The organism is Bradyrhizobium guangxiense, assembly GCF_004114915.1.
Taxonomy (GTDB): domain Bacteria; phylum Pseudomonadota; class Alphaproteobacteria; order Rhizobiales; family Xanthobacteraceae; genus Bradyrhizobium; species Bradyrhizobium guangxiense.
In genome coordinates this window covers 166,819-193,396 of the sequence record NZ_CP022220.1, presented here as the reverse complement: position 1 = coordinate 193,396, position 26,578 = coordinate 166,819, and the positions used below count along the sequence as shown (strand labels likewise).

Genomic DNA, 26,578 nt, shown 5'->3' with positions numbered 1-26,578 from the left:
AGGCTGCGACAGCCGAGCCCGCGCGCAGACGGGTCGAAAGCCTGGCGTCGTTCTCACGGACTAGGAAGCGGTGACTAATTTGAATACACGAAGCAGATCGAAGCGGGTTGGCAAGATTCAGGTCGATGTCTCCGAGAGCATGGCTCAAAAAGCAAAGTTGAGAGTGGCCTCAGGCAAGCGCGTTATCAGCCTTGCACAGGGCGAACCTGACTTCGATACGCCAGAGCACGTTCAGGAAGCGGCAATTGCGGCGATCCGAGCTGGAGAAACCCGCTATACCATCAATACGGGTACCATTCAGCTGCGCGAGGCCATCTCGCGCAAGCTGAGACGCGACAACGACTTGGAATACGGAGTCAATCAGATCGTGGTCGCTCCGGGCGCGAAACCAAGTATATATAATGCCTTCGCCGCAACCTTAAACGACGGCGACGAGGTCATTATACCTGCACCCTATTGGGTGCCGATGCCAGACATGGTGCGGCTCGCCGGCGGACAGCCGGTGATAGTCGCGTGCGGCGTCGAAAGTGACTTCAAGATGCAGCCTGGACAACTACAGGCGGCCATCACACCTCGGACGCGTTGGCTTCTTTTGAATTCGCCAAACAATCCGTCGGGATCAATTTACTCAAAGGCGGAATTGCTTTCCTTCGCCGAAATATTGCGTCGCCATCCTAACGTCCTTGCTTTGTCAGATGACATCTATGAGCACATTCGGTTTGATGGGCGGCCGTTTTACACCTTGGCGCAGATTGCGCCCGATTTGCGGGAGCGCATCCTGACGGTCAACGGCGTTTCCAAAGCATACGCCATGACGGGTTGGCGTATCGGCTATTGCGCCGGGCCGGATTGGCTGATCAGGGACATTACTCGAGTCTTGTCGCAAGCGACGGGTGGCGCATGTTCAATCGCGCAGGCTGCTGCTCTGGCCGCACTCGAAGGGCCACAAGATTTCTTAGCCCAGCGCGTAGCTGTGTTCCACCGGCGGCGAGATTTTGTCTTACCGATCATCAAGGCAATTCCAGGTCTTTCCGCCGAGCGCCCTGAGGGAGGGTTCTATATCTTTGTGAGCTGTACCGATCTGATTGGGAAAACGACGCCGGCAGGCGGCCGAATCTCGTCTGATAGCGTTCTGTGCGATTACTTACTGGCCGAGGCCGACATCGCAGTTGTACAAGGCGCGGCCTATGGCCTTTCTCCTTACTTCCGTATCTCCATCGCGTCGTCGGACGACGACTTGCGTACCGCCGTGGCAGCGATCCGCTCCGCGGTTCTAGCCTTACGCTGAACCAAATTCGAAGTATCATAATATGAACGAGATCACTTCCAGTGCCGCCGAGGCGACGCGATCACGTCCACCCGTGACCGCCTTCCTTGCTGATTGGGTTACGAAACTGCGCTTTTCCGACATCCCGACAGAGGCGGTGGAGACGACCAAGCGCGCTTTCGCAGACACGTTGTCTGTGACGCTTGCGGGCGCAGGCGAGGCGGCCGCAAGCAGGGCGCGTCAAGCTTTGGTCGATGAACCCGGCAAATCGCTGGTTATCGGCACTTCCTTGCGCACGACGGCGAGAACGGCGGCTTTTCTCAATGGTGTGGCAGCTCATGTGCACGATTTCGATGACGGCAACGCGACTATGCTTGGCCATCCATCCACTGGCATGGTTCCGGCGCTTCTTGCGCTGGCCGACGAGCGCAACGTTTCGGGCGAACAACTGATCACCGCGTATGTGGCTGGGATGGAAGTCGGCGCCAAGATTGCGCGGGCGATGACCTACCAACATAATGCCAACGGTTGGCATACGACGTCGACTTTCGGAACCTTCGCAGCGACGGCTGCATCGGCAAAGCTGTTGGGTTTGGACGCGCAGCAGACCAGAGATGCGTTGGGGATCGCCGCCTCGATGGCTTGTGGCATCCGTCAGAACTTTGGAACGTCGACCAAGCCCGTCCACGCCGGCCGTGCTGCCGAGAACGGCGTAATGGCCGCAAAGCTGGCTCTGGCTGGCATCGACGCAAGCCCGACTGCCATCGAGGGTCATGAAGGTTTCATGCACCTATTCGGTGACTTGAGTGTGATCTGTTTTGAAGACGCAATGCGCGACATGGGAGCCCCCTTTGAAGTGATGCGCATCAACGTCAAGCTATATCCGGTTTGCGCGATGGTGCTCCCGGCTCTCGACGTGCTTGTCGAAGGCCTCCGAAATAAAGAGCTTGATCTGGCAGATATAACCTCGGTGCGTTGCGGCACCAGCTATCAAACGCTTAACATCATGCGTTATGATCGGCCTGAAAGTCACTTACAGGCAAAATTTAGCTACAGCTATTGCGTGGCTGTGGCACTGCGAAAAGGCGACGTCACGCTAGCCGATTTCACTCCCGATGCGCTCAAGGATCCCGCGACGCGCAAGATAATGGAGTCGGTTGAACCTTATGTTCATCCAGACCAGAGCACGCCAGAGCTTTTCGAGCCGCTCTACAGAGCCGGAAAAGCCTTTACCGAAGTTGATGTCATGCGGCGAGACGGGAGTCTCTTTAAACGGCGCAAATCCAATTATATCGGCTCCAGCAGCGACCCCGTCAGTTGGGAACATCTGGAGCGGAAATATCGGGCGTGTACTGATGGAATGTTCGATTCCGCCAGGTCGGATCTTATTTTGACACGTTTCCAACATTTGGACAGGCTGAACCGGGTCGGTACACCAATTCTATTGGGCCTTGAAGAGCTGCAGTGACGGACAAAGTACGGGCATGTGCGCAAAGCTAGTGGTTCTTGATGCACCGAGGGTCAGTCACTGCGGTGCTTCGGCTCTGCTGCTCGATGCCGAAGGGCCACTTTCGTTGCAAACGCAGCAACGCATTTGGGCGTTGGATAGAACGGTCCGGAATTGGCAAGAGGTGACTGACGCGCAGGTGGGATTGAACAGCCTCTTAATCGTTGTCGACCCTTTGACAACGGACACCGAGCCTTTGGCGATGAGATTTTTGGCGGAATGGAATGGAACGACCGCTTGGTCCGGTAATGGCCGCACACTCGAAATCGGGATCGTTTACGGGGGAGCTGCAGGTCGGCACCTGCGCGAAGTTGCCGATCGTCTCGGAGTATCGCCGAGCAGGGTGGCTGAATTGCATTCGGCAGGCAATTACACTGTCTTTGCGCCTGGAACGGGTCCAGGCTTCGGCTTTCTCTTCGGACTGGATAGACGGCTGCACCTGCCACGCCGGCCTGAACCTCAAATGGTACCCAATGGTCCAAATTTGAGCATGGCGGGAGCGCAGACGTCTCTTGGACCGCCGTTGAAGCCGGGGGAGGAGCCTTCGCTCGTTCCAAGCGGCTGGTACGCACTCGGACATGCACCGGCATCGCCCATACCGTTCGACTTCAGCAAAACGCCGCCCAACGTTCTTGACCTGGGAGACTGCATTCGTTTCCGAATCGAACGGGTTGAGACATGATCGAAGTGCTTCAAACGCTTCCCTTGAATTCTGTGCAGGATTTGGGGCGGATAGGGCAACGTCACCATGGAATTGCCCGAACGGGAGCGGCCGACCGGGTCGCTCTATCGGTGGGCAACATCTTGCTTGGAAATTCCACTGAGGCCGCCGGAATTGAGGTCCAGATGGGTCCCATGCGGTTGCTGTTCAATCAGCAAATCATGGTTGCACTGTGTGGGGCCGATTGTCAGGCCGTTCTCAACCAACGTCAAGTCGCACCATGGTCGCGTTTCGCGGTTGCGCCGGGCGACGAGCTGGCGATTGGACCGGCACGTATGGGGCTTAGAGCCTATCTTTGTGTGCCCGGAGGCATCGACGTTCCCGAGGTGCTGGGATCCCGCAGCACCTATTTCAGGCAACGCGTTGGTGGCCTGGAAGGGCGCATGCTTCGCGTAGGCGACAAGCTAGGCGCTCTGAAAAAGAGTGCGCAGCCGCAACCCGAACTCTCCGTCTTGCCGCCCGACAACGTTCTCGAACGCGGACTTCACGCATTAGCGGAGCAGGACGATATTGTTCTCCGCGTCGTTCGTGCCGGAGAATATGATGATTTCACATCTAGGTCGCAGCAAACGTTCTGGCGTGATCCCTGGAGGGTCTCCGCTCAGAGCAATAGAATGGGCTATCGATTGGATGGCGCCGAACTGATGCGTACCGACCCCGGAGAAATGCGATCATGTCCGATCACGCCCGGGGTGATCCAGGTGCCCCCAGGCGGGCGCCCTATCGTGCAATTGGTCGACGGCAACTCTGCGGGTGGCTATCCGAAAATTGGTTACGTCATAGAAGCCGATCTCTGGCGCGTCGCCCAAGCGCGGCCAGGCAGCGTGTTCCGTTTCGTGGAATGTTCGGTAACCGAAGCGCGTAAGGCTCTATCTGAGATCGTGAAATATTTGGACAGGCTGGGTTGCCTGATAGCGACGGCCGACAACGGCGGCGTACCAGCGCGCATTTCGCGAGAAACCGAGGCAGGGATGGCGAACGATGAAAATCGATATCAATTCTGACATCGGAGAAGGGTTCGGGCGTTGGCGGCTTTGCGATGACGCCGCTCTGATGGCGCTGATTTCGTCCGCGAATGTGGCCTGCGGTTTTCACGCGGGTGATGCGGTCATCATGACCGACATGGCGGCGCAGGCGAGAGCGCGGGGAGTGGCGCTAGGAGCGCATGTCGGCCTGCCCGATCTACTAGGCTTCGGTCGTGTTCCGATGAAGATTGATCCCCACGATATGCGGAAACACGCACTTTACCAGTTGGGCGCTCTCTCGGCGATCGCCAAGGCTGAAGGTTATAAGGTGACACATGCCGGTACGCATGGCGTCTTTGGCATGATGTCGCGCGAAACACCGGAATATCTTCAGCTCATCTTCGATGCTTTCAAAGCCTATGATCCCGACATCATCGTGCCGGGAGAACCCGGCAGCCCTTGGCAAGCTTACGCGCGGAAGATCGGGTTGCGGACTGTTGGACGAATTTATGCCGACCGGGCCTACGAGGAAGACGGCTCGCTCGTTTCGCGAAAGAAGCAGGGAGCAGTCATCAACGATCTCGATCAAATCGCCGCGAGAGCAAGCCAGTTCTTGAATGACGGCACGGTGACAGCTATCACGGGAAAACGAATCAAGTTGGATGCGAAAAGCATTCTGGTTCATTCAGATACGCCTGGCTCGGTCGAGATTGCCAAGACTTTGCGCGACACGATTGAGAGAGGCGGTGGACAAGTGACGCCACTGACAGAGCTTGTCGAATAGAACAGCGTTCATCGCGGAGCGTCACTTGACCGTAGCGGACGACGAAATTCAGATCCCGCTAGAGATCCTCGAACCCAAATTAGCTTCGGCCTTGCGCAGAGCGGGACTGTCGGAACCCATCGCACGAATCATTGCCGAAACGGTTGCCGGCGCCGAAATCGACGGCAGTAGAAGCCACGGGATCCATCGCTTGCCCGGCTATGTCTCAAGCATATCCAGCGGCTGGATTAATACTGCAGCTAAACCGGCTTTCGAGCAGACGCGGCCCGGCTGTTTGGCGGTTGAGGCTGACAACGGGTTTGCTCAACAAGCAACGCGCGCCTTCTCGAACCGTCTTGCTGGTATGGCTCGGAGCCAAGGTGTCGCGACGATGTTTGTCCGCAATTCGCATCATTTTGGTGCTTTGTGGCAGGACGTGGAACCCCTGGCGCGCGCCGGTCTGATCTCAATTGCGATGGTGAACAGTCGCAGCCATATGGCTGTTTGGCAGGGTAAGCGAAAGACGCTCGGCACCAATCCGATCGCATTTGCCTGTCCAAGGACAAACGCGCCGCCTTTGGTGTGGGACCAAGCTTCGAGCATCATGTCGCACGGCGACATCCTGCTGCACGCTGCCGCTGGTAGACCCGTTCCTTCAGGGGTCGGAATTAACAGGGACGGAGACGTAACTACTGATCCGGCGGCGATACTGGACGGGGGGGCGCTCCTGCCGTTCGGCGGAGCAAAAGGAGCGTCGCTTGCCTTTATGGCCGAGGTTCTGGTGGCGGCACTCTCCGGCGGCACCTTCGGATTTGAAGATTGTTCTTCCAACTTTCCTGGGGCGAAGACCTCGAATGCCGGGCAATTCATTTTGGCCCTTGATCCCGGTGCTGGCGGGAATGCTTCGTTCCAGGGACAGTTGGAGAGGCTAATAGCGGAATTGAAACACGCAGGATCAACTCGCATGCCGGCCGATAACCGCTATCGGCGTCGCCAAGCGGTGCATGAAAGCGGAATGCTGTCGGTCGATGCGCGCAATTGGGCGCGCGTTCTCAGTTTGGCGGAGGACTAGCGATCTTGATATCGCGAAGGCGACAAGTGTTGCCAAAAGCATCACCGAGACAATTGTGCCGGTTCCCCTGTTTCTGTCTCCATTAAAGCAAAAGGCGTTTCGATCGCTCTGGATCGCGACGATGATGTCGAATCTCGGGACGCTTGTGCAGTCGGTGGGCGCCAGCTGGGTCATGGCCACTATGATGGGTTCGCAGGCCATGGTGGCGCTGGTTCAGACAATGAATTCCCTTCCCGTGATGATCTTCTCGATGATAGCGGGTGCGCTGGCGGATAATTATAGTCGTCGTCGCATATTGATCATGGCACAAGGTGGCATGGTGTTAGTATCCGCGGTTCTCGCGACTTCTATCTGCTTCAATGTTCTGGATCCTTGGCTTCTTCTCGCCCTTACATTTCTAATCGGTTGTGGCAACGCGCTGTACAATCCCGCGTGGCAAGCCTCGATAGGCGATGTCATCTCAAAGGAAGATGTTGCCGGCGCGGTCGGTTTGAATGGGCTCAGCTTCAACATGATGCGCAGCGTTGGCCCTGCCTCGGGCGGATTGGTCGTCGTAGTGGCAGGGGCCGCCGCGGCGTTCGCTGCGAATGTTCTTCTCACACTGCCGCTGATAGGCGCGCTCTTGCATTGGAAGCCGCACTATCCAAAGCCGGAGCTCCCCCCGAGCATGTGGGAGCAGCGATTGGTGCCGGCCTTCGTTACATCAGGGTGTCTCCCCATCTTTTGAGAGTTCTCCTACGAACGGCGATCTTCAACTTGGCCGGTGTCGTCGTTTTGGCTCTGCTTCCGTTGGTTGCACGAGACACGTTGAAGGGAACGGCACTAACCTACGGCATGATGTTGGGCACTTTTGGCTTCGGTGCGATCGGCGGCGGCTTGGCAAACGCTGCCATTGTCCGCAAGTTCAATAACGAGGTTGTCATTCGCGCAACTTTCGCGAATTTTGCGCTCGCGCTCATCTTGTTGGGCGCTTCAACTTCGATGCCCCTTAGCTGCATCGCACTACTTGTCGCCGGTGCCTGTTGGGTCATTTCATTGTCCTTATTCAACGTCACCGTGCAACTGTCACGCCACGGTGGGTGGTTGGAAGAGCGCTCTCCTTCTATCAGACCGCGACTTTCGGCGGGATGGCCCTTGTATCCTGGCTTTGGGGCGAAGTTGCAGGTTCACACGGTCTTTCGATCGCCTTCGTGGCGGCAGGGACCGTAATGATGATCGGAGCGGTCTTGGGCTTTCAATATCCGCTTCACGCGTTGTCCGGCGATGATCTCGATCCCATCGGACCATTCCAAGCGCCCGAGCCTATGGTCGAGATCAAGCCGGATTCGGGGCCGGTCTTGGTCTTAATAGAGTATGAAATTGCCCACGAGGATACTCTTCGCTTTCTTGAGCTGATGCGAGAACGGCGTCGTATCCGTTTGCGTGACTGGGCCCGTCGTTGGGCCTTGTTACGAGACATTGAACGGCCACTCGTCTGGGTTGAAAGCTACTACTCGCCAACGTGGATCGAATATCTGCGTCATCATGGCCGCCGTGTACGGGCAGACGCTGACAACTTGGCGTCGCTTCGCAGTCTACATCGGGGGCCTAAGGATCTGCGTCGTGTGCATCGCCTGATTGATAGCCGGATTGTTCCCACGCGAAGCGATTTTCCGCCAAAACCCGAAGCAATGCTTTGATCTTGAGTACGATCCAAGCGCCCTCTCACCTTTCGACGCAGAAGTTGGTTGATTGTATCCAATAGCTAAGTTAAGTATGCACCAAGTCTCTCGCCCTGACTTTTTGCTGGTTCGTCATGTCCCAACTGCCCGCTTCAACCAAAGTGATCGTGATAGGGGGCGGAATTATCGGCAGTTCAACTGCTTACTACCTGGCCAAGCGAGGGGTTCCAACCTTGCTTTGCGAGAAGGGACTTATCGGAGCAGAGCAATCCGGACGCAACCAGGGTTGGGTTCGCGCTCAAAAGCGCGACGCTCAAGAAATGCCGTTGATCCGGGAAAGTTTGCGAATCTGGAACGATCTGGAGCGGCAGCTAGGCCAAAGTGTCGGCTTTAAACAGACGGGTATTTTGACGGTATTCAAGCGCGACGAGGAAGCAGAAGCTTGTGAAAGCTGGCTCGCCAACACCTGTCCCGACGATATCGTTGCTCGCATCGTTTCAGGGGCTGAATTGCGAGCCTTGCTGCCTGGCGCGTCAAGACCGTGGGCTTGCGGCCTGTATTCTCCCAATGACGGCAGGGCGGAGCCATCATTGGCAGCTGCTGCGTACGCAAGCGCGGCGAGGGCGCTCGGCGCGCAGATTGTCGTGTCATGCGCTGTGAGAGGAATTGAAACCCGGGCGGGACGCATTTGTGGCGTTGTGACGGAGCTCGGGCCAGTATCTTGCGAAGCAGTTGTTTTGGCGGGCGGAGTTTGGTCTTCGCTCTTTTGTAACAATATGGGTTTGCGGTTGCCGCAACTCAAGACAATGTCGAGCCTTGTCCGAGCGTACCCGTTGGAAGGGGCTCCAAAAACGTCGATCAAGGGCCCCGATTTTTCGATCCGCACTCGGCACGATGGAGGGTTCACCATAGGTTACGGCGCGTGGAATCGAACGGAAATCGTGCCCGACAGTTTCCGCTATCTCGTCGACTATTTGCCGATGATTTTGACTGGTGGAAACAATGTACGGCTGCGTCTGGGGCGGCGCACGCTTGCGGAGCTGTTTCAGAAATCGCGCTGGCGCATGGATGAACAAACGCCTTTTGAACAGACACGTGTCCTGGATCCCGTGCCATCACTATACGATCTTCGTCAGGCGCAGCGTAATATCAGTCGCGAGTTTCCCGTATTCGCCAATATGAGAGTTGCCGCAACCTGGGCCGGCCTGATCGATGTCATGCCCGATACAAAGCCGGTCATTGGGGCAGTGGACACCATTCCGGGATTTTTTATCAGTAGCGGGTACTCCGGTCACGGCTTTGGGATTGGTCCTGCGGCCGGGCATCTGACGGCTGATCTGGTTACTTCCGAAAAACCTATCGTCGATCCTTCTCCTTTTACTTTCAACCGGCTGTCGAGCGTCAAACGCCAGCCGGCTTTCGCACAGTAGAACGGATATGTATCGCGCAAGCACGTATCAGATGCGAAGCGGTTGGAACGCGATGCTACCGCCTCGCATTTGCCGGCCCGCCCTCAACGGAAAGCTGAGCGTCGATCATGCCGTTGTAGGCGCAGGTTTCACTGGGCTCGCTGTTGCAAGAAGGCTCAAAGAGCTGGAACCCGAAACTGATATTCTCATCATTGACGGCGGAACAGTTGGCGAGAATGCTTCAGGTCGGAATTCCGGCTTTTCTGGCAGCGATCTGCCAACGGTGAGTATGGCATCGGCCAGCAGAGCTGACGCCTCAGCCGATGCTCTAAGCAAACAGAACGTCATAGCCGTATTTGATGCCGAGGGTTTGGCTTGGCTGAAAGACCTCGTGGCCCGGTACGGGATCGATTGCGGGCTTCGACAGGTCGGTTCGTTCAAGGCCGCTGTAAGCGAGCGAGCCGCTGCGGCTCTGTTGAGAATGAGCGAGAGCGCATCGACACAGGGCCGCACGCTTCCGGTTTACAAACAAGATGCTTTGGAAGAGCTAACCGGCACATGCTTTTATCGGTTGGCCATTCGATCCGAGTCTACACATCTATTTCAGCCGGCTGCGCTCGTGCGCGGTCTGGCAGATCATCTACCTTCTGACATTGTCTTTCATGAAGGAACCACTGTCAGCAACATCGAAAAAGTAGGTGAGCGTTGGCACTTGACTTGTCCGCAGGCGCGGATATCCGCGCGGAACGTCATCCTGGCCAACAATGCCTTTGTTAAGCTGCTGGGATACGGCAAAGATCGGTTGGTTTCCTTATTTACTTATGTGGGCGTGACGGAAAGGCTGGGCAACAGGGCACGTCTGCTCGGTAGTCTTCCGGAATGGGGCATGACGTCGGCCCAACGGGCCGGTGGTAGCACCCTTCGTAGACTTTCCGACGGACGCTGTATGATCCGCAGCCTCTATTCCTATGAGGCCGAGCTCAAGGAGAGCGTAATCCGACGAAGATTGCTCGATCGGTTTCGCCGTCGTTATCCGCATCTTGCGGATATCGACTTCGAATACGTATGGGGCGGAGTTACCGACGTCACGCGTGGAGGCGCTCCATTTTGGGGAGAGCTGGAGCAGGGGCTTTTTATAAGTGCCGGCTATAACGGCTCTGGTGTCGCGAAAGGTACCGCATTGGGGCGCCGTCTTGCCGAACTAGTCGCCGGCAAAGTCGCACAAGAAACGGTGACTGGACCGCTCGGCCGTCCCGGATGGCTGCCGCCCGAGCCATTCAGATTCGTCGGCGTGCGTGGCACGGCAATGTACGAGGAATTCCGTGCCGGTGCAGATGCAACCTGATCTCAAAGTTGGACCAGCAGGATAGGGAAATGGTGGTGATGAAGGAGTCCACTCGACTGCTGTTCTTCGGCGGGGGAAATATGGGTTCGGCTCTTATCCGAGGAGTACGCCAAGCACTACCTAATTTAAAATTGATCTTGGTTGATCCGGATGTCGGCCGAGTGGAAGACGCTGTGCGTGGTCTTCAAGGCGTATCAATCTTGCCGGACGCTCCGAGTTCATCATCAGGCTACGATCTGCTCGTATTGGCGGTGAAGCCGCAGAATGTTGCAACTTTCTCTGATGGACATCGACGCTTGCTGGCCGAGAGTCCGGTTCTTTCGGTTATGGCCGGCATGCCGCTTGGGCGATTAATGGAGGTATGCGGCAGTGCGAGAGTGGCGCGCGTTATGCCCAACCTTCCTGCGTTTGTTGGTCAAGGGACGAGCCTCGGCGTAACCGGGCAGACGTTTCCAATCTCGGCAAAAACGGCCGTAGAGCAAGTCTTCGCGCCAGTCGGCAAATTTGAATGGGTGGTGGACGCGGCATTGATTGACAAGGCTATGCCGTTCTACGCCTGCGCGCCTCGCTATATTTTCGCTTTTGCTGAGCAGCGGCGCAAGCGGCTGGCGAGGCTGGATTTTGATACAGAATTCGCTCAGTTGCTCGTTGCGCAGACGATGTTGGGTTCGGCGGCGATGTTAGCAGCTGATCCGCGCTCGCCTTCCGAGCTCAAGCGAGCCGTCATAAGTCCGGGAGGGACCACTGAGGCTGGCGTGATCGAAATGGAGCGTGAGGGGGCCCTTCCCAAGATAGTACGCGCTGCAACCAGCGCTGCGTATCGACGGAGTGTCGAACTAAGAAAAAGTTAGATTTGGGATCGCAAGACGATTGGGAGGTTCGAAAGTGTACGGCGAATTCTCGCCGAACTGGATGCGTAAGCGGCCGGATCGCGCTGCCGCGCACCGAAGGCGCGATTTGAAAAATGGCGGACCTATGCCAATCGAGCTCGAACCGAATTGGCCGGACAAAAACGTCTGGTCGGCATAATCGATAGATAAGCAAAAGGAAGCAAAATGAACGCGAAAAGAGCGTCAGACTCTCAAAAGCAGCGACCGGAAGTCGGCCGCATCCTTGCTGACTTCTGCGCGGAGCTGAAGTTCGAATCAATGTCCGCTGCCGCCGTCGAGGCCGCAAAGAGGGGCATTGCCGACACGTTGTCTGTTGCCCTAGCGGCGAAAGCTGAGGAAGTTGCGGGAGTCATGGGCGGGTTCTTCGCCGAAGAACCAGGAAAGGCACGTGTCTGGAATACTGCGCTGCGAACGACAGCTCGAAATGCTGCTCTGGCCAATGGCGCTATGGCTCATGCGCATGACTTCGACGACGGTAATTATGCGATGGTGGGGCATCCATCCGCCCCAGTATTGCCCGCTATCCTTGCGCTCGCAGACGAACTGGCAGCTTCGGGTGCAGATATCATTGCGGCCTATGCGGCCGGTGTCGAGATGGAAGGCCGTCTCGGCATCGCCGTAACCTATGAACACAATGGTCGTGGCTGGCACACAACTTCCTCGCTCGGGACATTCGGAGCTGCCGCTGCCGCCGGAAACCTGTTGGGGCTTGATGGCAAGCTCATGCTAGAAGCCTTCGGAATTGCAGCCTCGCTTGCATCTGGATTACGTCAAAACTTCGGATACATGACCAAACCGCTACATGCAGGATTCGCAGCGCAGAACGGCGTCCTTGCCGCCAAACTTGCTAAGGCCGGAATGCGATCAAGCCCTAATGCGATCGAGGGGCACGAGGGGTTTTTCGATCTCTTTACAGATCCAGAAAAGCTGAACGCGGACGAAGCAATCCGCGATCTTGGCCTATCCCTCGAACTCATCCGCAATAACCCCAAGCTTTATCCGACATGCTCGCTTGTACATCCGGCCCTGGATCTTGTAACGGAGGGTATTGCGAGTGGCGAAATCGTGGCGGACGACCTCGAGGTCATCAATGTGGGCGTCAGCTACCATGCTTTGAATTTAATGCGATACAACGATCCGAAAGATGCACTGCAGGCGAGGTTCAGCATCCCGTATTGCATAGCGGCGGCATTGGCGCATGGCGACGTAACGCTTGGGAGTTTTTCCGACCAGTCCGTTGCCGGAAATGAGATCCGCGGCCGCATGGGCAAAGTCAATGCCTATGTTCATCCCGACCTGTCAACCAAGGAGCAGTTCGAAAAGGTCTATACCAAAGGAGCCGCCTTTACCGAAATCGAAGCGGTTCACAAGTCGGGGAAGATCCATCTCAAGCGGCAAAGCGTGGCGGTCGGCAACCATCAATATCCGGCTCCGCCTGAAAGGCTCCGACGAAAATTCGAAACGTGTGCAGCGCTTTCTGTTGGAAAGCCGAAAGCCAGGGATCTTTGGAATATGCTGATGAAACTCGAAACTGTGCAGTGGTCGGAAGTCGATAGCCTTCTGGATGAGTAGTCAATACAATCTGTCAGAATCAACATCTGCTGGTGGTGGGTATTTAGGGAGAACAACGGAGGTCGGAAGGCCCAGAAACGCTTGATGTTCGGGTGAGCGAATTGCTTTCGTCCTCCTTTTGTATATAATTTCGGCAAAGAGGATACATTTGAGGCGAAGTTTGTGACAGAACTGGACAATCAACAAAGGCCTTCGGCGACTGAGACGGTGAGAAAGCTTCTCCGGGCTGACATTCTTGCTGGGACATTCGCCCCCGGCGAGCAGCTTCGCCAAGAGGAATTGGCGGACAAATTCGGAACGAGCCGCATTCCGGTAAGGGAGGCCTTGCGACACCTCGAGGCGGAGGGTCTGGTCACGCTCCTAAACAATCGGGGCGCCAAGGTAGTCTCATTCACTTCGGCCGAGGTGATCGAATTGATGGAAATTCGCATTGCGCTGGAGTGCCGCGCGTTGCGTCTAGCCATTCCTAATATGATTCAGAGTGATTTTGATGAGGCCAAACGTATTCTCGTGGAATACGACAAGAAAAGCGACCCCGCTCAATGGGCGGAGATGAACTGGAAGTTTCACGAAACCCTCTATATCCCCTGTAATCTACCTAGATTGCTGTCTCTTATCGAAGGCAACTACGGGCAGGTGAGCTTGTTCGTCCGGGCACAAGTCTCTATGGCGTCAGGCAAGAAAACGCCGCAAGAAGAGCATGTGGATATCTTAAAAGCTTGCCGCGCCGGGAACGTTGAAAAGGCCGTCGATCTTCTCGAAGCACATATCTCTAACACCAAGAAGGCGCTCATGGTGCAGCGCCGTAGGAGTCGGTGAGCGCTCCTATTGCTGGCGCGGAAAGCGTACTTTCCTTCACGCCACCGGCGTTTCCTGAATCTTCATACTGCGGCGGTTAGATCAACCCAGTACTTTATCGAGAAATACCCGGGTCCGTTCTTCGCGTGGCGTACCCAAGATCGAACTTGGTGCACCGTGCTTGACGATGACGCCGCCATCGGTGCAGTAGCCATGATCCGCCACTTCGCGAGCGAAGCCCATCTCGTAGGTGTCGAGAATGCAGGTCATGCCTTCTGCGGCGAGATCGCGAATGGTGACCAGATCCTCCTTCTTTGTTTCCGGATCGAGCGCGGCAGGACCTCGTCGAACAGCATTACCTTCGGATTCATGGTAAGTGTAGCTCTGCGGCCCTTTTGAATGGCGCTTGACGCCTATTTTGTTCGCGTAGCGCGCCGCCGCGGTTTCCATATGTCGGACAACGCGTTGACGGCGGCTTCGAGCGCCTTCCGGTCGACGACGTTGGGATCGAACCGCCCCGGGCCCCAGAGGCGCATATGTTCGTGGTCCGGATGGGCGGGGTCTCTGATGGCTTCGAGGTATTCGGCATAACCCGGCGCACCGCCTACGTCTTCCGGAGGACAACGACCGGCGGCCTCGAGCAAGAAGGGAAGTCCCTCCGTCGTGGTGTTCTCGAACCATTTTTCGAGCTTGATCACATGGTCCCAGCTGTCGCCGAAGTCATAGAGATAGTGGATCGTCTTGGCGCCGGTCTCGCGAACGATGTCGCAGAGGCGCGCTTTGCTCGCATCCATGGGCTGGTGGCCGTAATCGTTGTGGGGATCAGGAATTCCCCAATGAACATCGCCAGCGAAGAACTCGAAGAGGTGACCGTTCGTCCAGCCGAATGCCTCCTGAAGCGTCAGATGCAACCGATCAAGGCGCAAGGTGACGGGTACGACGAGGCGACGCATCACCGCCGGCTTCACATCCTTGAGGGTCACCTTGATCCGGACCGCGGTCGTGTTCAGGTTCATGCCGCCAGCCTCGGATCAAGTGTATGCATCGTATAGGTCGACGCCCAGGGAAGCAGTTCGTCCAACCGCGCCGCAGGCCAACCATTGACGAGCTTGGCGAGAACGTCAGCGAGCCAGTGCTCGGCACTGACGCCATTGAGCTTACAGGTCTCAATGAGCGAAGCCAGCAATGCCCAATTCTCGGCACCTTCGTCGCAACCGGCAAAAAGGGAGTTCTTGGCGTTGAGCTTGATCGGCCGCATCGCACGCTCGACAGCATTCGTGTCCAATTCGATGCGCCCGTCATCAAGGTAGAGCGCCAGGCCGTTCCAATGACGCAGCGCGTAACGCAAAGCCTTCGCCGTGTCGCTCTTCGGTGCAAGGTGATCAAGCTTGGCCTCAAACTGTCATTCGGCCTGCAATATTGACCCCCTAAGCCGGGGGATCGGCGTCCAAAATTGACCCCCTACAGATTGGTCTGTTGCGCTGCCTGCTTTGGAACGAAGCAGGTGGTGGGGGATGCTGATCGTGGAGACGATTGCCCGGATCCGGCGCGAGCACTTCATCAAGGGCAAGACGATCAAGGAGATCGCCCGTGACCTGAAGGTGTCGCGGAACACGGTCCGGAAGGTGCTGAGGTCGGGAGAGACCTCCTTCGAGTACGAGCGGCAGGGGCAGCCGCGGCCAAAGCTGGGCCGATGGGCAGTAGAGCTTGACGGATTGCTGGCGGCGAACGCGGCCAAACCGGCTCGTGAACAGCTGACGTTGATCCGGATCTTCGAAGAGCTGCGCCGCCGCGGCTACGACGGCGGTTACGATGCGGTGCGGCGTTACGCCAGGCGCTGGAGCAAGGAACGCGGGCAATCGACCGCAGCCGCTTATGTCCCGCTGAGTTTTGCCCCAGGCGAAGCTTACCAGTTCGACTGGAGCCACGAGGTGGTCTTGCTGAGCGGCACCACGGTGATGGTGAAGGCCGCCCATGTTCGGCTCTGTCACAGCCGCATGCTGTTCGTGCGGGCCTATCCGCGGGAGACGCAGGAGATGGTGTTCGACGCCCACGACCGTTCGTTCGCGCTGTTCAAAGGCACCTGCACCCGCGGCATCTATGACAACATGAAGACCGCCGTAGAGACGATCTTCGTCGGTAAAGGGCGTCTCTATAATCGCCGCTTCCTGCAGATGTGCAGCCACTATCTGGTCGATCCGGTCGCCTGCACGCCAGCGTCGGGCTGGGAGAAGGGGCAGGTCGAGAACCAGGTCGGGCTGGTCAGGGAACGCTTCTTCACGCCGCGGCTGCGGTTCAAAAACCTCGACGAGTTAAACGCCTGGCTGCTCGACAAATGCATCGCCTACGCCAAGGCTCATCGCCATCCGGAGCTGGTCGATCAGACGATCTGGGAAGTGTTCGAAGCCGAACGCCCCAAACTCGTTCCCTATGCTGGCCGCTTCGACGGCTTCCATGCGGTGACGGCATCGGTCTCGAAGACCTGCCTGGTGCGCTTCGACAACAACAAGTACTCGGTCGCAGCCAGCGCAGTCGGACGGCCGGTCGAGGTTCAAGCCTATGCCGATCGCATCGTGATCCGTCAGGATGGACGCATCGTTGCCGAGCACCCGCGATCCTTTGGCCGCGGCGATACCGTCTACGACCCCTGGCATTACGTGCCGGTGCTCGCCCGCAAACCCGGCGCCTTGCGCAACGGTGCTCCCTTCAAAGACTGGGTGCTGCCGGCCGCGATCGAGCGGATCCGGCGCAAACTTGCCAGCACGGACGATGGCAATCGGCAAATGATCGACATCCTCAACGCGGTGCTGACTGACGGTCTGCCCGCGGTGGAAGCGGCCTGTGCCGAAGCGCTCAGTCACAGCGTCCATTCCGCCGATGTCGTGCTCAATATCTTGGCCCGTCAACGTGAACCCGCCCCACCGGCCAACATCATGACGCCGGCCGCACTGACGCTCCGTCATGCGCCGATCGCCGATTGTGCCCGCTACGACAACCTCCGGAGGACCATCTGATGGAACGAACCCAAATCTTCGACCTCATGGGCGAACTCAAGCTCTACGGCATGAAGGCTGCCTTCGACGAGATCATGGCAACTGCCGTCAAGCGCCAGCACGAACCTCAGCGCATTGTCGGCGACCTGCTCAACGCCGAGATCAACGAGAAGCAAGCCAGGTCGATCAAATACCAGCTCACCATTGCCAAGCTGCCGTTGGCCAAGGACATCGCCGACTTCCAGTTCGACGGCACGCCGATCAATCAGACTCTCGTCAATGATCTCGCTGGCGGCGGCTTCATCGCCCAACAACGCAACGTCTTGCTGGTTGGCGGCACCGGCACAGGCAAGACCCACCTGGCCATTGCCATCGCCAGAAGCTGCATCCGATCCGGTGCCCGTGGCCGCTTCTTCAACGTCGTCGACCTCGTCAATCGCCTCGAGACCGAGACCCGCAACGGACGGCAAGGACGGCTCGCCGAGCATCTGACCCGGATGGACTTCATCGTGCTGGATGAACTCGGCTATTTGCCCTTCGCCCAGTCCGGTGGCCAGCTTCTCTTCCACCTCGTCAGCCGGCTCCATGAGCGCGCCTCCGTCATCGTGACCACCAATCTCGCCTTCGGCGAATGGCCGAGCGTGTTCGGCGACGCCAAAATGACCACCGCGCTGCTCGACCGATTGACCCATCACTGCGACATTGTCGAAACCGGCAACGATAGCTGGCGGTTCAAGAGCCGAGACGACGATCACGCCACCGCGCTCGTCTCGCCTCCGCTATCCCGGCCAGCTCCGACGAGACGAGCGCTACCAGCAAAGCCCGCCGCACGAAGGGGTCAAAATTGGACGCCGATGAGGGGTCAAATTTGCAGGCCGATTGACAGGCAAATCGCCGCTCTTCATGAAACCGCGGTATGATCTGCCGTGGCTGGCGCAATTCGCAGCAGAGATGGCGGCGCGCTGTTGGCCGGTCTTCGAGACGAAGGCTTGGGGATGCTCGGCTACCGAGGTCGACTGGCGGAAGCATGGCTTCGAGGGGTCGCGTCTCGGCTACCTGTTGAACGGTGCCGGCCTCTTCCACCATGCGCATCGCGCGGTCGACGATTGCCACGCTTTATTGGAAATCCTCTCGATCGACCTGCCGACAACAGGAGAGCCTGCTCTCGCGCTCCTGCTCGGGACCGCCCGCAAGCCGACGCTGCGGGTGTGGGCGGAGCAATCCCCGTTCGATCTCAAGGATTTACTCAAGAGGCGCGGCTATCGCGGGAGCGACGGCAGCGACGGTCGGTCCAAATCCTGGGTACATCGACGTCTGCGAGACAGCGTCCGAGGACGAGATCGCTTTCCTGAAGGCGATCCAGTCGCGCAGACCATTGATGCTGTGGAATCCGTCGGAAGCATAACATCGGATCGAGGGGAATGTGCTCTGCATCATCTGGGCCAGCGCGTGTCCCGGACCGAGGTCGAGCGCGCGGTCGACCCCTTGCTCCGCAAGAGCCTCCAGTGTCGTCTGCCCAGGCGATCAGGCGTGCGGCTTTGTAAGCGAGCTTGGTCGTTCCGGCGCCGAGAAGATGCTTTCTGTGCCATCGTCGGCGAGGAGGATTCGCTGAGACGAGACCGGCGCCTTTGTGCTCATCGAACAAGCGCAGTGAACAGCCCGACCAGCAGGCCTACGACCGTAACGAATAGACGGAACCCGGACTCAAGCAGCGAATCGAGTGTCGCCTGCTTCTGTTCGTAACTCTTCGTCAGTTGGGCGATCGGAAACGCGCTTTGGTAGGCATCGTTGAATCGACCGTAGATCACTTCACCGGCTACCCACACAGTGCCGAAGCGGCTGATCAAGTTCATGAACTTCCGCTTTTGCAGCAAATTCTGCCAAAGCGGTTCTGCTAAGCTGAAAGCGACCACCGAGATCGACAGCCAGAAGAGGATGGAAGCGCAAACTTCCAAAAGCCTCGCTGGCCATCTCAAAAGTGTTAGCGGCCACGATGCCCGCACAGATGCGTAAATGATGACTACTGCAACAAAGAGAGCCACCAGCGAAATTAAGGCTACAGCGAGCGGGTTACGCCAAGTCCTAGGATGCAACTCGGTCCGAACGTTCTCGAGATCGCTCCCTAGTCGTAAATTCACGTGCTGCAGCGAAAACAACTGCATGACCGGGACCTCGGCGAGGAGCATCAACTGGAAGAGGTCGTCGAGAATCGAGTCTTGCACCGTCTGCCCGGCCTTCGGCCTTGAGAACGGCATCTCCGCATGGATTTCGACCGTGCTCGCACGCGAGACCAGGATCACCCCATAGTCGTATTGTAGTAGATTGGCCTCGAACGCCTGTTCGACCTCGGAGGCCGCAATGGTTTGGTCCAAGAGGCGGTAGCGGTTGTTGATCGAAACGATCTCCTGCCCTGTTTTCCCCTCTTTGAGGTCGGCCGCATTTCTCGTGTCCGCGACGGAGGAAACGTACAAGAAAGGATAGGAGAAAGACGGGTCTTGTTCATCACCCTCTTGACTTGGTTCCTTGAAGTCGCGCGAAAGATCCGGATACTTCTCTTGAAATCTGGCCCAGTAGGCTCGGGCACGTTCCAAGACTTGCCTATAGGTCTCGTTCCATCGTCGCAGCTCGGGATGAACCGCAGGACGCTCGGGGGGCTCGGTGAATAAGGCCGGAGATTCTTCCCGGAACATCTGCAGGTAAAATTTTGCAAGGTCCGAGACCTGCTCAAAGGGGGTCGACCTGTGAGCCACCTTCAGACAGCCGAAAGCCGCAGCGGGGTCGGTCAGCTTGAAGAGGTCAACCGCTTGCAAAGCATCGCACGCATGGATTGACCCGATTTTCAGCCAGAAGGCGATCGTGCCGACGCCCGTCCCAGGGAAGAGTGAAACGATCGCCCTGAAGCGAGGATTCTCAATCGGAAATTTCCGCGGCTTTTTAGCCTCCTCTCTATCAGGCTTCTCTTCAAGCTCTTGTTTATAGAGGTCGAATTTTTCGATCGGCACCTCGATGCTGAACTGAGTGACCTCGCGCCAAGCCGGTTGCGCCTTGTAGATGTTGTCTCTAGCTTTGCCGAATGCCTTGACCCAGCTTGGTGTCGCCGCTTCGGGCGTCTGCTGGGGGGACGTCGCTGCCTTGGCCGTCTTTTTTTCAGACTTTACTCGCGTGAAGTGCTTCGTGCTCCCGCATCCCCCAAACTCATGAATATTGGGTTGGTACAAGAACGGCATAATCGCCGCCGCGTAGACTTCGCGGTACGGCGGGGGGGAGTCCTGTTCGGGCTCACCTGTCTGCGTCAAGCCTGCGCAGCCTTCCGTGACGCCACACGCCTGATATCGGCGGTCGCCAGGAAACCGGCGATCTCGCGCACGGGCAACTGCGCGACAGCCGACCGCTCGGCTGATGACAGCTGTGTGAATTCCGGCATTGCTCTGATTTCACGGGCGCAATCGTCGGGCGCCGTCAGCAGCAACTCCTTCGCTCTGGCGAGCACGCGCTCAAGTGGGCCGGTAGTCATGGCAAACGTCCCGTTTCAAAAGCCGTTCTCGCGACCGCCATTGGCGGGGTCGATCGGCGGAATGTAGATTGTCGTCGCGTAATTTACCCCATCCGCCGCCAGGCTCCAAGCGCAAAGCGGAACGGTCAGAAACAGCGGCTCCGCGCCGCTCTCATCGAGGTCGCAAAAAGTTATGCGGTGGTCGGCGGGATACTGCTCGAGCAGCCGCTCCATCAATGGTGCCAGCAATGCGGGAGCCAATGCCTGCTCGCCGTCTGCGGTGGGGATCCGAAAGCTGCCGATTTGCGCGACGAGGGTCGATCGCCACGGATTGATCGAGGCTGTGCCTTCGACCAAGGGATCGGCCGAGATGACCTGGAAGCCGGCCGGGCCGACCACAAGCGGCAATCGTGCGATGATGGAATCGACGAATGAGACACCTGGTACGACGTGCGTCCGCAGACCTCTTGCCGGTGCGCCGGCTATCATCAAACGAACGGGCTCGTCGAGATACATCGGATGCCCGTAGGTCAAATACGCGACCGGACGCTCCCTGGTCGCCTTTTCGAAAATATGGGCGGCGACATCTGCGTAAATCTTCGCTCGCTCTTTCCCTTTTTCGTAGAGGTGCTCGATGTTGACGAAATCAAGCCCGTTGCTTTCGAGAAACGACCGGAGATTGGGGCTTGGCAGCGTCGTATATGAGACCACCTGACGCAGGATCGAGAGCGCTTCCAAAGTGACGTCTCGCGCAGGCAGGATTCCGCATCCGATGAGGTAGAGATCGGCGGTCTTGATCGGCGGGGACTCCGGCGAAGGTGGACAGCTTTGCGACATCACAGGTCGTTTTTACCCCAGTTCCTTCACTATCCGCTACTCCTGCCCGGAGAAATCCGGAAATTGGGAAGCGAATTCCGCTTGCCCCATCCACCCGCTCTCCTCTGTCGCCTAGCCAGCACCAGAGTTCCGGCTCGCGCGTGCTGCCTTGCGCCCTTCCTTCGCCACCTTCGCGATCGCGACGTCGAAGTTGGTCCGCCCGCGGCGCTTGTGCGGCACCGGGGGATGATCAAGAGCGGCGATGTCGTAGCGCGGGTACTTCTCGATCTCGGCCGCTATCGTCTCGATCCAGCAGTCTCCGTAGTCGTTGCCCGCGTTCGAGTCCTTGGGACGGTGGCCGGTGATGAAGCCTTCGACCTCGCGGTCCATCTTGACGTGCCTCGCCACGCTCTTGAACAGATGGCGCCAGCCGTGGTTGGGCTTCACGTCGTAGGGTATGTTGATTCCGGGACCGTGAACCCATTCGCCGATCCGCTCCGCGAGCTTGTGGAATTGAGGATGCCCTGACCGTTCCGCCGCGACGACGTTCCGGATCGTAGAACAGAGGCTTCTTGAGCTTGGCGCGGGTCGCCACTTACCTCGGTCGAGTTCGCCGCCCGGGCAGCCCCGTCACGCAGGCGGGCCCATTGAGCCTCGATGGCCACGTTGACGGCGCCGATCTTGATGTTGGCCCTGGCGTTCGTCCTTGGTCCCCAGAGTGGCCCAGAGCTCGGTCTTGCCGACCAGGGGCACCTTCTTGCGGATCCAGTAGTTCTCGGAGGTCGGTCGCTTGATCGGCTTGGGCATCTTGAAATTCGACATGGTGGAGCACCTCGGTGTGGGACCGGCCGTACAAGAACCCCTGAAAATGAAGGTTAGGCTTGTAAACAAGGGGTCCGCGACCCCGAAAGGGGGTGAGTCCCACTCTCTCTGCCAGATCGTATTGAAATCACTTATATTTTTTTGAAGTTTTGTTACAAACCACGGCTTGCCCACCGGAAGACCGAATCCTCTCGCATTTTTAACTGGGAAAGAAGGCGCGTTCCGGCGGGACCCTATTTGTTCACGTCACCTCTCGTGTCTGGGCAGCAGCCCACCACATTTTGTTGATATTCCGCTCGATTTGGGGGTGATAATGGCTCTACTCAACTTGCATCGCGCATTCACTGACGCGGCGACCGAGAACGACTATCTCGCCCGGCTCACGGTACCGGAGCCGCGCGAGGGAAAGCTCCGCAAGGCACGTGACGAGATCCGAGAGACGCTTAAGGCTGGATTTTCGGATTGGCAACGCTTCGCGGATCGTAGTTTGGTTATGGAAACGACTGCCGTTCGGAAGGGCGCGACCGAACCTCGATTGCGTCTGAAGTTCCGTATGCAGGGTAGTGCCTCGCCCGCGTATCGCACGCTCAATGATCCGGCACATCCGCCGCAGCAGATTGATTACGACGATGGCGTTTACCTTCCGGTCTCGTTTCTCGCCAAGACGGGAAACCCCGTGATCGCGGCCGCAGGTTACTACCGGTTGGTCGAGACGGTCCTTGCGCCGCTCTGCGAAAAACGAAAATGGACGTTGGATAGACGAGCCAAAAAATGCGTCCGCGTCGTCCTCGACAGCAAAGCTTACATCGACCTTCCGCTGTACGCGATCCCGGATCAGGAGTTCGTTCGGCTGGCCGAGGACGCCGCATTGACCAAGCGGGCTGACAGCGCGCTGTTTCTTGATGCAGAGACGCTCGATGACGAGATATACGAGCGCCTCAATCAGGACGAACTCCGGCTCGCTCTTCGGGAAGGCAAGTGGATCGAATCCGACCCTCGTCTGCTCGAAGATTGGTTTAAGCAGGCGGTGGCCGACCTCGGACCGCAAGTTCGACGCGTCAATCACCTCGTCGGCGCGGGGCGAGATTTCAGCCTGAATTTTCCGGGTGGTAGTTTTCCCGAAAGTGCTTTACGGCACCCTCAATTTGAACCCAGTCGTGTTTCGATTTCTCAAAAACCGATATGCCGGGAGCTGGGTACTTTGGATTTGCCATCGCGCCGACTGCAACACCGATCATCGAAGGCAAGCTGGTGACTTTCCAATAGACCGTTGATCCGCACTGCGGACAAAAATAGTTATGCATTTCCCCGCCGCTTGCAGCGGCATGTGCGAACTCTTTTGAAGTTCCTGAGACGGTAACAACCTCCGCGGGGTAATATGCTCCCACGCCGAACGGCGCACCTGTTCGACGTTGACAGTCGATGCAGTGACAAGCAACGACTATCTTGGACGGTTCTTCCGGGAGCGAGAGCATGACTGCACCACAGTTGCACCTTGCGTAGACCATAGTAATTCCCCATCGTCGTCCGAGACTCACTGCAAAGCACTAGGCTAGCAGATTAGTTGCGCGAGGAGAGTGCGAAAGCGACGGCCCAGGCCGCGCGCGTTCTCGATGAGACCGCCGACAAGATAACTTTGTCCGGCGACTACGTCCGATCGGACAGCGGTTCGCCGGTGCTGGATTCGGATGGCCGGGTGATCGGACTTATGATCGAAGCGACCAACCAGCCGGGCAGCGCGACGCAAGGCATCGCAATTCCGGTGACGCGCTTCGCATCGATCCTCAGCGGTCCGACCGCGTCACCGATCGCGCGAAAAGCCATTCCGAGCATGGCCGAGCTCGGCGGAACCAGGCCGACGAGCACGGCCGTAGATGCTATCGAAATCGCGGTTTCAGGGTGCGTCTTTCTCGGAAAACGTTCGGCTCGGCTCGCCAAAAATACGCCCGACATGCCTTTCGGATTGAGTACTCTGCAGATACTCCTCGACGCAGATAAGCGTGGATTCTTGATGGGCACGAGGCTTTCCCCGGATATCGCAGTCAACCTCCGATCCGATTGTCCGGTCGTCGAGTCTGGATCCGCCTACTACTCGCCCGCGCGCGTCCAATTGAAGCCCGGAGACCGGGTGACACTCTCCGAGATATTGCCGTTGAACTACCTCGACGACGTGTTCTTCTGGGCGCGAGTAACCGCTCGGGGGAGCAACAGTGGTTCGAACGACAGTAACGCGGGCATCGACCCAAGTGCGGCCCCAGCGGACGCCGGCTCGCTTCAAATCGGCGAACGTGATGTCTGCGGCAGCGCTTTACTTGGCCTCCTTACCGTCATCGGTCAGCGCCACGCAGGCGTTTGCCCAAGACCGTGGCCGATGCACGAACTCGGGTAGGAACGCCGCAGCGCAGCACTCGCCGTCATGGCCGCTATCCGCACGTCACGGCGCGCGAGTTTGCCGAATATGTCGCGCGAAGATTATAAACATCCCAGTACGTCGGGACTGGTATTTTTCGTAGTGGGCGGCGAGGCATATGTATGTACCGGCCAGCGAGGAGGGCCGTTGGGTGAGAGGACTGCCTATGAAGAACCTTTCATGTAGAGATCGCAGGACCGGCCAAAATACCGGCCAATCGAAACGTTAAAGGTCTAAAATATGCTTTAAAGTCAATGCCTTGAATGAAAGTTCCAGCGGTCACGAAAGCGCAATCGGAGATCGGCCAATAAATGGGCCAAATTCGGTTGTAATTTGGAAATTCATGCGTAAAATCAGCTAGTTAATTTGCGATAAGATCGGCCAATGGCGATAGAAACACCCCAGCGCATTGAGCCGGCGCGGCTTGAGGAAACGTCCGAGGCCATCGCGGATGTGGTTGCCGACCTGTCGGCAGCCTCGGCCAGGCTCGGTGTCGGGCTTCATCAGCGCACAGCTGCGAACCTTGCCAACTTGGTGCGGCTGATGAACACCTACTACAGCAACCTCATCGAGGGCCATAACACGCGGCCAAAGGACATTGCTCGCGCGCTCGAGGGGGAGCTTGACCAAGACGAGGGCCGTCGCAACCTTCAGCTGGAGGCCGCGGCACATGTACGCGTGCAGACGGAGATCGATCGCCTTACCGCCGACAGCGAGCTCGGTGAGCCGGCCTCAGTGGAGTTTATCAAGTGGTTGCATCGTGAATTCTATCGAGGGGCGCCGGGCGATATGCTCCAAATCCGCGGCAACGACACGACCTTTATGATGGTGCCCGGCGAATGGCGGTCGAAGCCTGAGCATGATGTTGCGATAGGCCGTCACGTTCCGCCATCTAGCGAGCGTGTTGACGACTTTATGCGCTATTTCGAGCAACGCTACGCCTTCAGGCCGCTGAAAACAGCCGGCCGAATCATGGCGATCCCTGCGGCGCATCACCGCTTCAACTACATCCATCCGTTTCCTGACGGAAACGGCCGCGTTAGCCGCTTGATGAGCCACGCTATGGCCCAGCTGGCCGGCATCGGTTCACACGGGTTATGGTCGATTTCGCGCGGCCTCGCCCGAGGCCTCAAATCGCCGAGCGAGTACAAGCGCATGATGGATATGGCGGACTCGTCACGACAGGGAGACCTCGACGGACGGGGCAATCTTTCGCTGAAGGCGCTCAACGAGTTTGTTCTATGGTTTCTCCAGGTCTGTCTTGATCAGGTGAAGTTCATGGACGGGCTGTTTGAGCTTGATAACCTAGGCTCGCGCTTAAACACCTATGTCGAACGCAGCGACACGCTCAAGCCAGAAGCAAAGCGCCTCCTCGAAGAGGCGCTGGTTCGCGGGCAGTTCGAGCGTGGTGACGTCGCCCGGATAACGGGTTTGCCTGAGCGCACCGCGCGTCGCGTGCTTGCTGACGTGCTTGCCGACGGCGTGCTCGGATCAGACACGCCCAAGGGCGCGGTATCGCTCCGCTTTCCGGTTGAGGCCTTGGATGTGCTGTTTCCGCGATTGTTCCCGGAAACGTGATTGCGGGAGTGAGTGGTAGGAGACTCGTTACGCCCCTGAGCGCGCCCAGACACCCGTAATGCCGCGGGAGCGCAGGAAACATGTCGCGCGCCATGGAAAACTGCCCCCTCACAGCGACATCGACATTCCGGTTCGGGTGGATCAGCCAGCAAGGGCGAGAGTCGTCGTCACGTATCGTTATCAGGTGCTCCTGCTTTCCAAATTGCTGAAATCCCAGATTGAACAAGACGCGCAACCTGTTCGGCCGCGCGCCTTGGCTATGCAAGTTTTCGCCAGTCGGAAATCGCCGGCATGTGATGACGTGCCAATTCGTGACCAAATAGAAACGTCCGTTTCGGCTCCAAATAAAACCCATGGCAATGTCCAGGCTCTCTTCATTGAAGAGCTGTTCGAGCGGCACGACAGCCAGCGAGTAACGATCAATTCGGGTCATCGGAACCTCGGTGAATTAGCTTGCGTGACGGATTCCTCATGACACTATCTTAGGGTGCGGGCG

At 57.8% G+C, this 26,578-nt stretch carries 22 protein-coding genes and 6 pseudogenes; 19 read left to right on the top strand and 9 right to left on the bottom strand.

Features of this window, described 5'->3' with window-relative positions; all coding sequences use genetic code 11:
- Positions 1-70: 70 nt before the first annotated feature.
- From X268_RS35470 to X268_RS35415, 12 genes and pseudogenes are all read left to right on the top strand, one after another.
- Positions 71-1,288 (top strand): pyridoxal phosphate-dependent aminotransferase, encoded by a 1,218-nt coding sequence (locus tag X268_RS35470; RefSeq protein WP_128929620.1) that lies wholly within the window; start codon positions 71-73, stop codon positions 1,286-1,288.
- Between the two features lie 22 nt (positions 1,289-1,310).
- The gene (locus tag X268_RS35465; RefSeq protein ID WP_128929619.1) at positions 1,311-2,735 is read left to right on the top strand and encodes an MmgE/PrpD family protein; all 1,425 of its coding nucleotides are present in this window, start codon (positions 1,311-1,313) and stop codon (positions 2,733-2,735) included.
- A gap of 16 nt (positions 2,736-2,751) precedes the next feature.
- Positions 2,752-3,456 (top strand): carboxyltransferase domain-containing protein, encoded by a 705-nt coding sequence (locus tag X268_RS40910; RefSeq protein WP_128929618.1) that lies wholly within the window; start codon positions 2,752-2,754, stop codon positions 3,454-3,456.
- On the top strand, positions 3,453-4,499 hold the full coding sequence (locus X268_RS35455; protein WP_128929617.1) for a 5-oxoprolinase subunit C family protein: 1,047 nt from the start codon (positions 3,453-3,455) through the stop codon (positions 4,497-4,499). The genes X268_RS40910 and X268_RS35455 overlap by 4 nt, the downstream gene beginning before the upstream one ends.
- A complete protein-coding gene (locus X268_RS35450; protein ID WP_128929616.1) occupies positions 4,477-5,244 on the top strand; it encodes a LamB/YcsF family protein in 768 nt (255 codons plus the stop codon). Before X268_RS35455 ends, X268_RS35450 begins: the two co-directional genes overlap by 23 nt.
- Positions 5,245-5,269: 25 nt before the next feature.
- The gene (locus X268_RS35445) at positions 5,270-6,295 is read left to right on the top strand and encodes an Ldh family oxidoreductase (protein ID WP_164938221.1); all 1,026 of its coding nucleotides are present in this window, start codon (positions 5,270-5,272) and stop codon (positions 6,293-6,295) included.
- A pseudogene (locus X268_RS35440) lies at positions 6,228-7,974 on the top strand (MFS transporter). The gene X268_RS35445 and the pseudogene X268_RS35440 overlap by 68 nt, the downstream one beginning before the upstream one ends.
- Positions 7,975-8,090: 116 nt before the next feature.
- Positions 8,091-9,386, top strand: coding sequence for an NAD(P)/FAD-dependent oxidoreductase (locus X268_RS35435; RefSeq protein ID WP_128929614.1), 1,296 nt, complete (start codon positions 8,091-8,093; stop codon positions 9,384-9,386).
- Positions 9,387-9,393: 7 nt separating this feature from the next.
- The gene (locus X268_RS35430) at positions 9,394-10,710 is read left to right on the top strand and encodes an NAD(P)/FAD-dependent oxidoreductase (RefSeq protein WP_128929613.1); all 1,317 of its coding nucleotides are present in this window, start codon (positions 9,394-9,396) and stop codon (positions 10,708-10,710) included.
- A gap of 29 nt (positions 10,711-10,739) precedes the next feature.
- Complete coding sequence (locus tag X268_RS35425) at positions 10,740-11,561, top strand: pyrroline-5-carboxylate reductase family protein (protein ID WP_164933845.1); 822 nt, start codon at positions 10,740-10,742, stop codon at positions 11,559-11,561.
- Between the two features lie 204 nt (positions 11,562-11,765).
- A complete protein-coding gene (locus X268_RS35420) occupies positions 11,766-13,172 on the top strand; it encodes an MmgE/PrpD family protein (RefSeq protein ID WP_128929611.1) in 1,407 nt (468 codons plus the stop codon).
- 162 nt (positions 13,173-13,334) lie between these two features.
- Positions 13,335-13,991, top strand: coding sequence for a GntR family transcriptional regulator (locus X268_RS35415; protein ID WP_128929610.1), 657 nt, complete (start codon positions 13,335-13,337; stop codon positions 13,989-13,991).
- 81 nt (positions 13,992-14,072) lie between these two features.
- Here the strand turns inward: X268_RS35415 and X268_RS35410 are convergent, their stop codons facing one another.
- From X268_RS35410 to X268_RS35400, 3 genes and pseudogenes are all read right to left on the bottom strand, one after another.
- Positions 14,073-14,420, bottom strand: coding sequence for an ATP-binding cassette domain-containing protein (locus tag X268_RS35410; protein WP_371746379.1), 348 nt, complete (start codon positions 14,418-14,420; stop codon positions 14,073-14,075).
- Positions 14,384-14,986 (bottom strand): plasmid pRiA4b ORF-3 family protein, encoded by a 603-nt coding sequence (locus tag X268_RS35405; RefSeq protein ID WP_128929609.1) that lies wholly within the window; start codon positions 14,984-14,986, stop codon positions 14,384-14,386. Before X268_RS35405 ends, X268_RS35410 begins: the two co-directional genes overlap by 37 nt.
- Positions 14,983-15,369 (bottom strand): annotated as a pseudogene (locus X268_RS35400) (IS66 family transposase); the annotation flags it as partial. The pseudogene X268_RS35400 and the gene X268_RS35405, both read right to left, overlap by 4 nt.
- 115 nt (positions 15,370-15,484) lie before the next feature.
- Between X268_RS35400 and istA the strand changes: the two are divergent.
- From istA to X268_RS40195, 3 pseudogenes are all read left to right on the top strand, one after another.
- A pseudogene (gene istA / locus X268_RS35395) lies at positions 15,485-16,975 on the top strand (IS21 family transposase); the annotation flags it as partial.
- 8 nt (positions 16,976-16,983) lie between these two features.
- A pseudogene (gene istB, locus X268_RS35390) lies at positions 16,984-17,706 on the top strand (IS21-like element helper ATPase IstB); the annotation flags it as partial.
- 211 nt (positions 17,707-17,917) lie between these two features.
- Positions 17,918-18,317, top strand: a pseudogene (locus X268_RS40195) (3'-5' exonuclease); the annotation flags it as partial.
- 280 nt (positions 18,318-18,597) lie between these two features.
- Here X268_RS40195 and X268_RS35380 read toward each other — a convergent pair.
- The 5 genes from X268_RS35380 to X268_RS35360 all read right to left on the bottom strand — a co-directional run bounded on the left by X268_RS35380 (position 18,598) and on the right by X268_RS35360 (position 22,094).
- Positions 18,598-20,259: a hypothetical protein gene (locus X268_RS35380; RefSeq protein ID WP_128929607.1), complete on the bottom strand. Its 1,662-nt coding sequence runs from the start codon at positions 20,257-20,259 to the stop codon at positions 18,598-18,600.
- On the bottom strand, positions 20,256-20,477 hold the full coding sequence (locus X268_RS35375) for a hypothetical protein (protein ID WP_128929606.1): 222 nt from the start codon (positions 20,475-20,477) through the stop codon (positions 20,256-20,258). The genes X268_RS35380 and X268_RS35375 overlap by 4 nt, the downstream gene beginning before the upstream one ends.
- 15 nt (positions 20,478-20,492) lie before the next feature.
- Positions 20,493-21,194: an SAM-dependent methyltransferase gene (locus X268_RS35370; RefSeq protein WP_237866549.1), complete on the bottom strand. Its 702-nt coding sequence runs from the start codon at positions 21,192-21,194 to the stop codon at positions 20,493-20,495.
- Positions 21,195-21,404: 210 nt separating this feature from the next.
- Positions 21,405-21,662 (bottom strand): hypothetical protein, encoded by a 258-nt coding sequence (locus tag X268_RS35365; RefSeq protein ID WP_128929604.1) that lies wholly within the window; start codon positions 21,660-21,662, stop codon positions 21,405-21,407.
- Positions 21,663-21,902: 240 nt separating this feature from the next.
- Positions 21,903-22,094: a hypothetical protein gene (locus X268_RS35360; RefSeq protein WP_128929603.1), complete on the bottom strand. Its 192-nt coding sequence runs from the start codon at positions 22,092-22,094 to the stop codon at positions 21,903-21,905.
- A gap of 313 nt (positions 22,095-22,407) precedes the next feature.
- On the opposite strand from X268_RS35360, the pseudogene X268_RS40605 reads away from it, so the two are divergent.
- A pseudogene (locus X268_RS40605) lies at positions 22,408-23,130 on the top strand (CBASS cGAMP synthase); the annotation flags it as partial.
- Between the two features lie 52 nt (positions 23,131-23,182).
- On the opposite strand, the gene X268_RS35350 reads toward X268_RS40605, so the two are convergent.
- Positions 23,183-23,602, bottom strand: coding sequence for a GFA family protein (locus X268_RS35350; protein ID WP_128929601.1), 420 nt, complete (start codon positions 23,600-23,602; stop codon positions 23,183-23,185).
- 56 nt (positions 23,603-23,658) lie between these two features.
- On the opposite strand from X268_RS35350, the gene X268_RS35345 reads away from it, so the two are divergent.
- The 3 genes from X268_RS35345 to X268_RS35335 all read left to right on the top strand — a co-directional run bounded on the left by X268_RS35345 (position 23,659) and on the right by X268_RS35335 (position 26,557).
- Positions 23,659-24,483, top strand: a complete 825-nt coding sequence (locus X268_RS35345; protein ID WP_128929600.1) for a hypothetical protein — start codon at positions 23,659-23,661, stop codon at positions 24,481-24,483.
- Between the two features lie 405 nt (positions 24,484-24,888).
- On the top strand, positions 24,889-26,082 hold the full coding sequence (locus tag X268_RS35340) for a Fic family protein (protein WP_128929599.1): 1,194 nt from the start codon (positions 24,889-24,891) through the stop codon (positions 26,080-26,082).
- Positions 26,083-26,140: 58 nt separating this feature from the next.
- Positions 26,141-26,557 (top strand): hypothetical protein, encoded by a 417-nt coding sequence (locus tag X268_RS35335; RefSeq protein WP_128929598.1) that lies wholly within the window; start codon positions 26,141-26,143, stop codon positions 26,555-26,557.
- The last annotated feature ends 21 nt before the right edge of the window (positions 26,558-26,578 follow it).